This is a genomic window from Nonomuraea sp. H19 (assembly GCF_052068215.1).
GTDB lineage: Bacteria > Actinomycetota > Actinomycetes > Streptosporangiales > Streptosporangiaceae > Nonomuraea.
The window spans coordinates 38,223-50,153 of record NZ_JBQHCV010000034.1 but is presented as its reverse complement, the minus strand read 5'-3'; the positions used below and the strand labels follow the sequence as shown (position 1 = coordinate 50,153).

The window sequence follows — 11,931 nt, the reverse complement described above, 5'->3', positions numbered from 1 at the left end:
GCACTACCCGGAGGCTGACAGGCCCGCCGCGCATCCCCTCCGCGCGGCGGGCCTGTCGCATGTCCAGGGTCAAGCGTGGATGTGCTCTGCGCCCTTGCCTGCGGAGGTGCCCTCCGGAGGGCACCTCCGCAGGCAGAAGAGGTTCAGCCGCAGTGCACGTTGTTGAGCTTGATGCTCGTCCATGACGGAGAGATTCCTTCCACGTCAATACACTGGCCGGGCGCGGAGACGTACACCGGGCCGGCGTAGTACTTGTACTCTTTGGCGTCGATGTCTTTCCCGGTGCCGTCGCCTCTGGAGATCGTGACGCCCTTCCAGCTCGGGGTGTTGGCGTAGGGGCCGTCTCCGTAGGTCAGGGCGCAGTTCTTGCCGGTGCTGGAGCTGTAGTACACCTCCAGAATGCCCGTACGGTACCCGTACTTTTCGATGCCGATGCTGTAGACGCCGATCCGGGAGTAGCTGCTGCCACAGGGTCCGGCCGCGCTGGCGGGGGTGGCGCCCGCCAGCAGCGTGGTAGAGGCAGCCACGGCCGCACCAGCCAGGAGGGTCGTCAGCTTGCGTGTGCGCACAAATAACCTTTCGATTGCCGATGCGATCATGGATATCACCGGCTCACGGCCGCCACCCATGAGTGGTGCTCAATGTGACGGTTCGCACATTGTTACCCTCTATGGTCCGTTTCGCGGGTGCGGAGGTGAGCTGGCGGGACTCGCGACGGCCCCGGAGGAGTATGAGAAGCTGCTGGCCGAGAAGGAGCGGCAGTTCCTCGCCCGCGGTGATGCCCGCGCCAGTGAGCTGACGGACCTCGGCGCCGCCCTCGACCGCGTCTCGGCGGAGCTGCGCGAACACACGGAGGCGCACCAGGCCGGGCAGGCTGCACTCAACGCGCTGGCCCAGGTGCTCGGCTACCTCGGCTCGGCCAAGGGCGCCTCCACCTGGGACCTCTTGGGCGGCGGCCTGATCGCCGACGCCGTCGAGCACAACCGGCTGCGCTCCGCCGATGAGGCCGCCTGGCACGCCCAGCGGGCCCTGGACGTCTTCTCTCGCGAACTCGCCGACGTCGGCGTCACCGCGCGTGCCCGCCTGCCCAAAGTGGACACGCGGTGGTTCGTCGACACATTCTTCGACAACATCATCACCGATGTGATGAAGCATCAGCGCATCGAGAACACCCGCGCCGAGGTCGAGCGGACGGCCCGATGGGTCCAGGACATGGGGACGCACCTGCGGCACCGCGACGCCGAACTGTCCAAAGAACGAGCGCGGCTGCTGGCCAGGCGGGAGAAACTGCTGCGCGGTTGAGGACGCGGCGACCATCCGCACCTGATCCTCTCACCTTCTATGGCTGTCCAGCCACCGCATCATCGTGATCACGTTACATGCCACACATGTCTGACTACAAACAGTCACCCAAGATAACCTCACGTCCCCTGACGTGACCTACTTGCCTGACAACCCCGGATAATCCGTCAGGCAAGTTCCCAGAGGGCCGCTTGCCTTACACGCCTACCGGTCCAGACGGACCCCAGATTACGTTGCTTATCTGGGGTTCATGGCACCTTCTCGCAGTTCAGAGCGAGATGATCTTTTCAGGCACGTAAGGCATGCGGAAAGCTGAGGCCGACGAGTCACCGCAACGCTCCACGGTCGCGACTGGCAGCGGTGCGCGGGGCGCCGGAGTCGCGCAGCGGCCGGGCGGCCGGATCGCCTACTCAGCACGTCTCCGTGATCGCTCATGTACGTGATAACGATTCACTATCACGTACTCAGGTCAGGACGATCTGGGCCCGATTCGGAGTCGGTGGGTGGCTGTGCTGCCGGAGCCGACGAGATCCGCCACCGGGCCGGCAACGCCGTCCGAAAACCTCTGTCCGAGAAGTTCCTGCCGCGCGGCCACCGTATTCAGGTGGCACCCTCAGGAGGCGCCGGCCCAGCGGCCCAGGCGGTAAGGCAGGCGGTATGGACACCCGCCTTGCCCGGCCTGGCCGACGACGGCCACGCCGACTTGGTGCGAGAGTTGACTTCTGTCATGCGGGACCTGTGACACAGCGCACTGACCTCCGCCGAGCGGAAGGCTCATGCTGAGCGCCATGACCATTCGTCGATTCAGCACGCTCGCATCGCGGCTGGGAGCCGCGACCCTGGCCGCCGCGCTGCTCGCGGCGGGACCCGTGGCCGCCGCCGAGGACGGCGGCCTCGACCGGCAGCGGCTGCGCCAGACGCTGAACGCCCTGCACGAGGCCGGCATGTACGGCACCTATTCGAACGTCGTGGACGGCCGGCGGAGCTGGAAGGGCGCCGCAGGCGTCGCCGACGTCGAGACGCGCCGCCCGATGCGGCCCGAGATGGTGCACCGGGCCGGGAGCATCACCAAGTCGTTCGTCGCCGTGGCCGTATTACAGCAGGTCGGCAAGGGCACGATCGAGCTCGACGCCCCCATCGGCCGCTACCTGCCGGATCTGATCCCGGGTGAGCGCGGGCAGCAGATCACCGTGCGCATGCTGCTCAACCACACCAGCCACATCGCCAACCACACCGAGGTGATCTTCCCGACGATCGAGAGCCTGGACGCCAACCGCTTCCGCGCCTTCCCGCCGGAGGAGCTGGCGCGGGCGGGGCTCGGCGCCCCCGCGACCGGGCAGCCGGGGGTGACACCCGGGGCGTACTCGAACACGAACTTCGTCATCGCCGGCCTGCTGCTGGAGAAGGTGACGGGCACGAGTGCCGAGCGGTACATCACCGACCATGTCTTCCGGAAGGCCGGGCTGCGGCACACGTCGTTCCCGCGTACGCCGTACCTCCCTGGGCCGAGCTCCAAGGCGTACGAGGCGCTGTTCGGCTACTTCGACCCGCCCAAGGACTACAGCGTCTACAACATGTCCTGGGCCTGGACGTCGGGTGCGGTCGCCTCGACGATGGAGGACCTCAACCGCTTCTTCCGGCTGCTGCTGCGCGGCGACCTGCTCGACGCGACTTTGCTCGCCGAGATGCAGAAGACCGTGCCCATCCGGTCGTTCTCGGGCGCCGTGATCGACTACGGTCTCGGGATCTTCCCCCTCGACCTGCCGTGCGGCAGGTTCTGGGGGCACGACGGGAGCGTCCCCGGCATGCAGACCTTCGCGTTCTCCAACACCGACGGCGGCCACCAGTTCGCCTTCGGCACCAACCTGAGGAACTACCAGCAGCTCGACGAGAGCGGTAGTCCTGTCGCGCACGCCATCGACTTCGCGATCGGGAACCACCTGCTGGAGGCGGCGTGCGGGCCTGACGCGGGGGCGGCGACCAGGGCGGCACGGCCGCTCCCGGCGATCGGCGTGGACGGGGGCACGGCCACACCGTAACCGGCGGCGAGGCGCGGGCGGGTCACCGACCGATCGGCGACCTGCCACAGCGCCGCCGCCCAGAGCTCGCCGGCCATGACGAGGGCCGAAGACGACCTGGACCACTCCGTCGCGCTCGAACGGTCACTGGCCGCTCGGTCAGGCACTTCCGCGGCCTGGCCACCCGTTATGACAAGACCGCTACTTCCTACGTCGCCGTCGTCACCATGGCCTGCCTCCTGCTCTGGCTGTGATCATCTGAAGACAGGTCCTAGGCTGGCGGGGATGACGGGATCGGCGGCGGGCGCGCGGACGCAGGAGCAGATGCGGCAGCGGAACCTGAGTGAGGTGCTGCGGCGCGTCCATAAGGACGGGGCGGTGTCACGGGCCGCGCTCAGCCGCCGGATGGGCCTCAACCGCAGCACCATCATGGACCTGACCGCCGAACTCGCCGCGGCTGGGCTCGTCCGCGAGGGCGTCCCCATCGGGCGGGGCCGCGCCGGGCGGCCGTCCATCGTCGTCATGCCCGAGCGAGGGACGGTGTATGGGCTCGCATTCGACGTCGCCGTGGATCGGCTGCTCGCGGCCCGTGTCGGGCTCGGCGGCCGGGTCCTCGACCGCCGCGAGGCCGTGCGCACCCGCGCCGGGGTGGACCTGGAGGACGTCGTCGGCGTTCTCGCCACCTTTGGTCGCGAGCTGGTCGTCGGGGCCGGTCCGGGCGCGTTGTGCGTGGGTGTCGGCGCGTCGTATTGCGGGTTGATCAGGCGCGCCGACGGCACGGTCCGGTACGGACCGCACCTCGGCTGGGTGGACCAGGCGTTCGGCGCGGAACTCGCCGCCGGGCTCGGCCTCGGGCTTCCCGTCGAGGTGGGCAACGAGGCGCACCTGGGTGCGATCGCCGAGCACGTGCGCGGCGCGGGATGCGACGTCGACAACCTCATCTACCTGCACGGGGACGTCGGCGTCGGCGGCGGGATCATCGTCGGCGGCAAACTCCTGGACGGCGACGCAGGCTACGGCTGCGAACTCGGGCACATGCTGGTCAACCCGTTCGACGGGCGGCCCTGCCTGTGCGGGTCGCGCGGCTGCCTGGAGGCCGAGGTGGGGGAGGAGGCGCTGCTCGACTACGCGGGACGGTCCGACGAACTCGTCGGACGCGACGGCATCCGGGCCGTCGTCGCCCTCGCCGGGACCGGCGACGCCCGAGCGCGGGACGCCCTCGACCGCATCGGCGACTGGCTCGGCGTCGGCGTCGTCAACCTCATCAACCTGTTCAACCCGGCGCTCGTGGTCTTCGGCGGGATGCTCCGCGATGTCTACCCGGGCGCCGCGCCACGCGTCCACGCCCGGATCGACGCGCATGTCCTGCCGGTGTCGCGCGAACGTGTCCGCCTGGCCGTGACGGCCCTTGGTGACGACACCACGCTCGCCGGGGCTGCCGAACTCGCCTTCGCCAACCTCCTGGACAACCCCCTCAAAACATTGGCCACCCTACGCTGATGGGACTGGGGCCTGTTCTGAGTTCAGATCTTTAGGCGGGACCAAGGCTTGGGATCCAGCAGGTGGCGCCTCGTAGGCAGAGCCCGGACTTATCTGGGGTTCTTGGCCCCTTCTCCCAGGTCAGAGACAGATGATCTTGACGGCCACGTAAGGCACGTAAGGCTGGGATCTTGCCCGCCTGGGGGGCGCCGTTGCCGGTGGCCGTGTTGAGCAGCACGGTCGGGTCCCGAAGGCAGGCGATGGCCGCCGCCTTGGGCCATGTGCGCTGCACCACCGTCCGCCGCCGAAAACCCCGCTTGCATCATCCGTCAGCGGGACGACCTCTCCCAGCGCCTCGGCCAGCCGGGGCGGCAGCGGCATGGTTCCCGACCCGTCGGAGGCGACCACGACGTAGACGATGGAACCCTGTCGCGGTCGTCTCTCCGTCGCGCCGGAAGGCGAAGTTGAGGGTGAAGCTCTTGCCGCCGATCCGGGGCGGTGCTGACCAGGACCTCTGGCCGGTCGTGGTAGCGGATGGCGGCCCTCCAGTCCAGGTCGACGTGTGTCACGTGCACATCGACACCCATCCGCGACCACCCCGCGTCCGGCAGGCCCCTGGCCTCGAAGAAGCCGTCCACCGCTTCGTCAACGGGGGGGGGACGGCCCGCAGACGGCCAGGAGATCGACTAATGACTACCCTGATCAACGGACATAGATATCCGGCCTGGGTGGAGCGGCCATGCGGTCGCCGAGGAAGAAGCTCGTGTGCGGCGGCTGGTTGTAGGCGGTGTTCTGCCAGGCCACCGACACCCGGTAGAGCGGGTCGTGCATGAGGGTGTAGATGCGCCGGTCGGTCGGCGTGGGCGTGGCGTAGATGCGCAGCGCCCGGTTGTCGCTCGTGGGCCAGATGACCTCCTCGCGCCAGTCGCCGAACAGGTCCGCCGACAGCGACGGGGTCGCCTTGGTGCCGTTGTTGGAGTGCACGCCGGACGCGGTCAGCAGGCGGGTGTCCGAGCTGGTGCCGTACTTGTCGATCCTGGTCTGGTCGAGCAGTTCCCTGACCGGGTCAGCGTCCCACCAGATGAGGAAGTTGATCGACGACGGCTTGCGGCCCGCCGTGTTGCCGGTGACGCTGCGCAGGTTCGCGTCCGCGGCCGACCAGAACTCGGCGGCGATCCTGACGGTCGAGATGTCACCGGCCACGCCGCGGCCGTTGTCGCTGCCGGCCGGGGTGGACCACAGGATCTGGCCGTTGCGCGGGTCGATGTAGAGCGAAGAAGGCTGGGAGGAGGACTCGCTGACCTTGAAGTACTCCAGGCCTGCCCGCGCCGGGTCGAAGTCGCCCAGGTGCTGGGCGTCGCCGTGCCCCGTGCGGGTGGTCCACATGCCGGTGCCGTTGTCGTTCACGGTCATCGCGCCGTAGACGATCTCGTCGCGGCCGTCGGCGTCGATGTCGCCGACGGACAAGCTGTGGCTGCCCTGGCCGGCCCATTGCGAGCCCGCGGAGTTGCTGTCGAACGTCCACCGCTTCGTGAGCGTGCCGTTGCGGAAGTCCCAGGCGGCGATCACCGAGCGGGTGTAGTAGCCGCGCGCCATGATGAGCGACGGCCGCTCGCCGTCCAGGTACGCCGTCCCGGCCAGGAACCGGTCCACCCGGTTGCCGTAGGAGTCGCCCCAGGAGGAGACGGTGCCGCGCGGCGGGTCGTAGTTGACCGTGGACATCGCGGCGCCGGTCATCCCGTTGAACATGGTCAGGTACTCGGGGCCGGACAGGATGTAGCCGCTGGAGTTGCGGTGATCGGCGCTGGAACTGCCGATCACCGTGCCGGCGCCGTCCCTGGTGCCGTCGGCGGTCTTCATCGCGACCTCGGCCCGGCCGTCCCCGTCGTAGTCGTACACCTGGAACTGGGTGTAGTGGGCGCCGGCCCGGATGTTGCGGCCCAGGTCGATGCGCCACAGCCGGGTGCCGTCCAGGCGGTAGGCGTCCACGTACACGTTGCCGGTGTAGCCGGACTGGGAGTTGTCCTTGGCGTTGGACGGGTCCCACTTGAGCACGATCTCGTACCGGCCGTCGCCGTCCATGTCGCCCACGCTGGCGTCGTTGGCGCTGTAGGTGTACGCGACGCCGTCCGGCGTCGTGCCGCCTGACGGCGGCTGGATCGGCACGTCGAGGTACGAGCCGCCGGTGAAGCGGATCGAGGAGGGTGAGGCGGCCTGCTCGACCCCGCCGATCACCGCTCTGACCGTGTAGGAGGCGTCGGCGGCGGCGCCGTTGTCCAGGTAGTTGGTCGAGGTCGTGAGCCCGGTGGCCACCCTGGTGGAGCCGCGGTAGAGGTTGAAGGAGACGCCGTCGGGGTCGGTGCCGAGCAGCCGCCAGGACACCAGGTTGCCGGTGCCCGACCGTACGCTGACCAGCCCGCGATCCAGGTCCTCCATCTGCTTCGTGGGCGGGGCGGCCTGGGCGGTGGCGCCGGTGGTCGTGGTGGTCATGGCCGCTGCCAGAGCGAGGACGGCGGCCGCGCCGGCCATTCGTAACCGCATCGTGGGTCCTTTCTGCGGAGTTGTCGAAATGGGTGGCAACCAGCGCTGGGTAAGCGCTTTCCAGATGGGCGAAAAGAAAGTTTCATGGGCCGGGTGACGCGCTGTTAGCGCTAACATCACCGCGCCGGCAATGCCCTTCCCGAAGCTGTACGCCTGGCCTGCGGGAACGGGCATCCGGCCTCCTCGTCGGCAACGGGGTCGCTGCGGTCGGGTCTCGGCGTATTAAAGCCTCGCCCCCCGGCGTCCGCAAGCACGTCATCTCCGGCTTTCACCGATCAGGCATTCACGGAGTGCCTTACTCGGCCCTTGAACGCACCGCGCGGCCGGCTTTCGCCGGAGGGGAAATACCGGGCCGTCCCGATGTCATCGCCAGATCCGTCCCGCCGCCGTCATCGGCGCGGGCGGCAGGTCCATGCGGCTCAGGCGGCAGCTCCAGGGCCAGTCGTACGGCGGTGCCGCCGGACCCGGTCGTGAAGACCACCTCGTCGGACAGACGCCGTATCAGCCAGATCCCGCGCCCGCCCGGAGCCGACGGCGCGGGCAGCTCCGCCTCCTCCAGCACGCCTGGCGAGATCCCCCGGCCGATGTCGGCGACCTCGCACACGACCCTGCCGTCCTCCCGCCACATCCGCAGCCGCCCGCGCCCGCCGCCGTGCTCCACCGCGTTGACGACGCCCTACAAAGTCGGCGCCAACTGCGTTTTAACCACTTCGGGGACGACAATCGATCGTCGTGGGCTGGGTGTGGCCTGGTACAAGATTAACGGCCTAAATAGAATCTGGGTTTTGGGCTATCGCTGCTTTTGACAGCCCCTGATCCAGCGCCATTCCGAATTTCAATGGCTCACGGCGGCGGGTGGTGCGGCGCACCACCCGCCTGAGTGTGCATAGACGAGTTCGACGGCCTGCCCGGAAGGTCGTGGTGACCGGCGAGCCGCACACGGGATGGCCAGGCCGTGTGGGTGGCGGAAGCTAACATAGGCGGCCACCGCAGCCTGGATCCGCGCGAACGGCCAGCGGTCAGCGGCTGACGACCTGGACGTGTGGGAGCGGCGAACCGTGAGGTGGCGGTGATGGAGGCGGGGTGCCGCGCGGCCGAGCACGAACGCGACGATCCGGGTGCCCATTCATCGGACACGCAATGCCCGGCATATGCCCTTCGCGTGTCCTGGCCTGGCCCACATACAGGTACGAGCATTGGGAGCGCGTTACCCAGGTTGGGCGAGTCGCCCCAGGTTGGGAGTCCAACAAAAGGAGACGTAATGCGCCTCACCGGAACAGCCGCAGCGATCCTCTCGGGGCTGTGCTTGTTCGGCTCCGCCGTGGCGTCCGCTGCTCCCGCATCTGCGGCGGTGTCAACGGCCGAGAGTAGCGAAGTCGGCATCGTTGGAGCTCAGGCAGACTTCCGTCTCTACACCAGAGGTAGTGGTCGCTGTCTCCTCAACAGCGGCGGCTCTATCAGCGGAGTCTTCACCGGCAGCTGCACGACAGGGGGAAACCGCTACTGGTATGGAGTCGAAGACATCGGGGGTGGCCGCCTCGTCAATAGAGGGACGGGGCGCTGCCTGACCGCCAGCACCGCAAGCGTCTGGACGGCCCCGTGTAACGGTTCCACTGTTCAGGTATGGATACGTGCCGGTTTCGGCCTGGTCCAGAACGCCGGTAATGGCTACTGCATGCAAGGAACGACTACGGGCGGAGGGGTCTTCATGGCGCGCTGCAATCAAAGCAGCCTGTATCAGCAATGGCCCATGCTCTGAGGCTCCTGCTAGCGAAGGTCGCCGAGCACATCCACGCCTGACCCCTGTCAGCACCTCCGCACGCACGAAACGGACCACAGAGGTAACAATGTGCGAACCATCACATTGAGCACGACTCGCCCGTGGCGGCCGTGAGCCAGTGATATCCATGATCGCATCAATGGCAAGCGAAAGGATATTCGTGCGCACACGTAAGCTGGCGACCCTCCTGGCTGGCGCGGCCCTGGCTGCCTCTACCGCGCTGGTGGCGGGCGCCGCCCCCGCCAGCGCGGCCGGACCTTGCGGCAGCAGCTACTCCCGGATCGGCGCCTACGCCATCCCCAAGAGCGGGACCCGCACGGGCACGCTGGAGGTGTACTACAGCTCCAGCACCGGTAGGAACTGCGCCCTGGCCTACGGCTACGGCTCAACCGCCGGAACCACGACGTGGAAGGGCGTCTCGATTTCGAGAGCTGACGGCAGCGGGTATGACCACCAAGCCAACTATTACCAGTACTACGCTGGCCCGGTGTACGTCTCGGCGCCTGGCCAGTGTATTGACGTGTCCGGAACGGTAGTGGCCGGGAAGACCACCGAGCTCAACAACGTGCACTGCGGCTGAACCGCTCCTTCTGGCCAGGCCGGGTGCCCTCCAAACGTGGAGGGCACCTCCGCAGGCAAAGGTCGCCGAGCACATCCACGGCTGACCACTGGCGGTGCCCCGGCCGTGCCTGCTGCGGCCGGGGTCTGGCCTGGGATGTTGGCGGTGCCGCCAACGGTTGCGCCCACGCGATCTTCTGTGTCGCACTTCGTGCGGGCGGCACCCCTATGCCCTGCGACCCCCTTTGTGAGCTGGGCTTGAGCGGAGCGCGGGACTGGACGCGTTTCTGCCGGTGCGTGTGCCGCCCCCACCTCTCCTATTCGCCGGGGCGTGTTCGCGCGTCTACGGCCATCTCAGCGCGTCGATCATTCCGGGACAAAGCAGCGGAAGCGGGGTGAACGTGACCCCGTACGCTCCCGTAACCGCCTGCGAGACTGCCCTCCGGCTGGAACGCGAGCCGTGCACCATCCGCAAATGGGCGTCGCCGACAGATGGCCGGCGGGCTTTCCAGAGTCGGGTATCTCTACCTCCTACTCCTCTTTCACGTACGAGCGGACACCACCCGGTCCCGGCGCGGATCCCACCCGGTGCGGTGCCAGTGCTCCCCGGCCTGGTCACGCACCTTGATGCGCCAGACAGGCCAGGAGTCGCGGGGGCCGCGCTCGATGGCGAGCACTTCGTAGGCGCTGTCCTCGTACCCGTGGTCGTAGCGTCCGCCGACCTTGCGGGGGCCGATCTGCTCGGCCACCCACCGCTCGTACTGCTCTCGGTCAGCCGGGGCCGGTGGGGTGGTCATGGGCACCTCGCCAGTTCGATGCCGTGCGCCTGCTCCCACATCAGCCGAGCCACCTTGCCCAGGTCGTCACCCTGCACCTGCGGCTGGCCGCAGCCCTGGGAGACCTGGCGGAACAGACGAGCCATCTCCCTGGCCGCGCTGCGGGCGCTGCCCCTCGGGATGTCCGACAGGTGCGTGCCGTGGCTGTCGCCCGTCATCTCGCTGTACTGAAGCTCGACCACGCGGGCCGCGACGTGGTACCGCTCCTGGTCGTGGCAGTCGCCACACGGGCAGGTGGCCGTGCGCCCAGACCGAGGCGAACTGGCTTGCTCGTGGTCTTGACCGGAGCAAGGAGCGGCGGGCGGCTATCGAGGCGCTGCCGAAGCCTGCCGACTACTACGCCGACCCGGACGAGAGGTACGACCCGGCCGAGGACGAGGATGCCCACGGCTCGGTCGGGGGTGGCGTGTGAGCGCCGCCGTGGCAGGCCCGGCCGGCGTCGAGTGGGTGGGCGACGACGTTTTTGACGGCGTTGACCATGGGGCGCCGTTGCTGTGGGACGGTCGGCTTCTCGCCGGGTACCGTGACGCGCGGTTCCTCAGCTGCCCGGACGCTCGGACGGTCAAGCAGTGGCACGTGGCCGTGGTCTCTCACCGGTACGCCGTCGCGGGCGGCTCGATGGAGGTCACGGCTGCGTGCGACCCTCGCCGGATCATGCTGGGTGGGCTGAAGGAGAAGCCCGCGACTGAGATTGAGGAGAGCTGGCGGTGCCGCCGGTCGGCGTGCGCGGCCCTGTTCCTCCGAGCCGACCGCGAGGCACAGGAGGCGGGGAACGGGATGAACCGCATCTGCGCTGAGCTGGGCTAGCGGTTGAATCCGGTCCACGTTGACGCCCTCGACTGGTCCCTGGACACGATCCGCAAGAGTACCTGCATCATGTTCCCGTCTGACTGCCTTGACAGCCTCCGAGTGTAAGGGTATTCGCGACACTGTCGAGGCGCGTAACTGTTGGTTATCCAATCCTTGTGGAAAGAGCCGCTGCTGTTCGTGATGGCCGGGGCGATCAGCACGTTCCTATCGAAGCCATTCGAATAGCACACTTTGATCTTGGTTAGTGTTACCCTCGTCCGAGTGTGGTCCCTGAAGTAGGCCACCACCCGCACGACTGCCGGGTGTCGGTATGCATATGTGTTGAAGCTTTCATAAAATCCGGTGCTGGCACCGACTTGAGCATAGCTCCGAATCCGGACCACCATAACGTCGGGAGGAATGGCCATCGCGGGTTCGGAAATCCCGACGATGACGCCAGCAGAAACGCCGAGAACGGACACAACGCCTGCGATCCTCTTCCGCTTGCTGGTCATTACAATTCCTTTCCTATCAGGCGTTTTTCGGGTTTTGTGCCGACCAAACTCTATCCGACCTCGGAATATTCAGGGAATACGTCCGGTATACGGGCGGAATGCTCATCATGGTG

Annotated in this window: 11 protein-coding genes; 6 read left to right on the top strand and 5 right to left on the bottom strand. The window is 67.7% G+C overall.

Going from position 1 to position 11,931, the window contains the following annotated elements; all coding sequences use genetic code 11:
* Window positions 1–143: 143 nt before the first annotated feature.
* Window positions 144–569: a hypothetical protein gene (locus ACTMTI_RS48050; RefSeq protein WP_441127571.1), complete on the bottom strand. Its 426-nt coding sequence runs from the start codon at window positions 567–569 to the stop codon at window positions 144–146.
* A 58-nt stretch (window positions 570–627) separates the two neighbouring features.
* Here ACTMTI_RS48050 and ACTMTI_RS48045 point away from each other — a divergent pair, with 58 nt between their 5' ends.
* The 3 genes from ACTMTI_RS48045 (at window position 628) to ACTMTI_RS48035 (ending at window position 4,820) form a co-directional block, all read left to right on the top strand.
* Window positions 628–1,302 carry a hypothetical protein gene (locus ACTMTI_RS48045; protein WP_441127570.1) on the top strand — a complete coding sequence of 225 codons (675 nt, stop codon included), beginning with the start codon at window positions 628–630 and terminating at the stop codon, window positions 1,300–1,302.
* A gap of 788 nt (window positions 1,303–2,090) precedes the next feature.
* A complete protein-coding gene (locus ACTMTI_RS48040) occupies window positions 2,091–3,341 on the top strand; it encodes a serine hydrolase domain-containing protein (RefSeq protein ID WP_441127569.1) in 1,251 nt (416 codons plus the stop codon).
* Between the two features lie 264 nt (window positions 3,342–3,605).
* Window positions 3,606–4,820: an ROK family transcriptional regulator gene (locus ACTMTI_RS48035; RefSeq protein ID WP_441127568.1), complete on the top strand. Its 1,215-nt coding sequence runs from the start codon at window positions 3,606–3,608 to the stop codon at window positions 4,818–4,820.
* Window positions 4,821–5,501: 681 nt separating this feature from the next.
* On the opposite strand, the gene ACTMTI_RS48030 is transcribed toward ACTMTI_RS48035, so the two are convergent.
* Together ACTMTI_RS48030 and ACTMTI_RS48025 are read right to left on the bottom strand one after the other, a co-directional pair.
* Window positions 5,502–7,340 (bottom strand): rhamnogalacturonan lyase, encoded by a 1,839-nt coding sequence (locus tag ACTMTI_RS48030; protein WP_441127567.1) that lies wholly within the window; start codon window positions 7,338–7,340, stop codon window positions 5,502–5,504.
* Window positions 7,341–7,635: 295 nt separating this feature from the next.
* A complete protein-coding gene (locus ACTMTI_RS48025) occupies window positions 7,636–8,001 on the bottom strand; it encodes an ATP-binding protein (RefSeq protein WP_441127566.1) in 366 nt (121 codons plus the stop codon).
* A 411-nt stretch (window positions 8,002–8,412) separates the two neighbouring features.
* On the opposite strand from ACTMTI_RS48025, the gene ACTMTI_RS48020 reads away from it, so the two are divergent.
* On the top strand, window positions 8,413–9,099 hold the full coding sequence (locus tag ACTMTI_RS48020; RefSeq protein ID WP_441127565.1) for an RICIN domain-containing protein: 687 nt from the start codon (window positions 8,413–8,415) through the stop codon (window positions 9,097–9,099).
* A 181-nt stretch (window positions 9,100–9,280) separates the two neighbouring features.
* The gene (locus tag ACTMTI_RS48015; RefSeq protein WP_441127564.1) at window positions 9,281–9,700 is read left to right on the top strand and encodes a hypothetical protein; all 420 of its coding nucleotides are present in this window, start codon (window positions 9,281–9,283) and stop codon (window positions 9,698–9,700) included.
* A 520-nt stretch (window positions 9,701–10,220) separates the two neighbouring features.
* Here the strand turns inward: ACTMTI_RS48015 and ACTMTI_RS48010 are convergent.
* The gene (locus tag ACTMTI_RS48010) at window positions 10,221–10,475 is read right to left on the bottom strand and encodes a hypothetical protein (RefSeq protein ID WP_441127563.1); all 255 of its coding nucleotides are present in this window, start codon (window positions 10,473–10,475) and stop codon (window positions 10,221–10,223) included.
* Window positions 10,472–10,696, bottom strand: a complete 225-nt coding sequence (locus ACTMTI_RS48005) for a hypothetical protein (RefSeq protein WP_441127562.1) — start codon at window positions 10,694–10,696, stop codon at window positions 10,472–10,474. The genes ACTMTI_RS48010 and ACTMTI_RS48005 overlap by 4 nt, the downstream gene beginning before the upstream one ends.
* Before the next feature lie 226 nt (window positions 10,697–10,922).
* Here ACTMTI_RS48005 and ACTMTI_RS48000 point away from each other — a divergent pair, with 226 nt between their 5' ends.
* Window positions 10,923–11,321, top strand: coding sequence for a hypothetical protein (locus ACTMTI_RS48000; protein WP_441127561.1), 399 nt, complete (start codon window positions 10,923–10,925; stop codon window positions 11,319–11,321).
* Window positions 11,322–11,931: the final 610 nt, after the last annotated feature.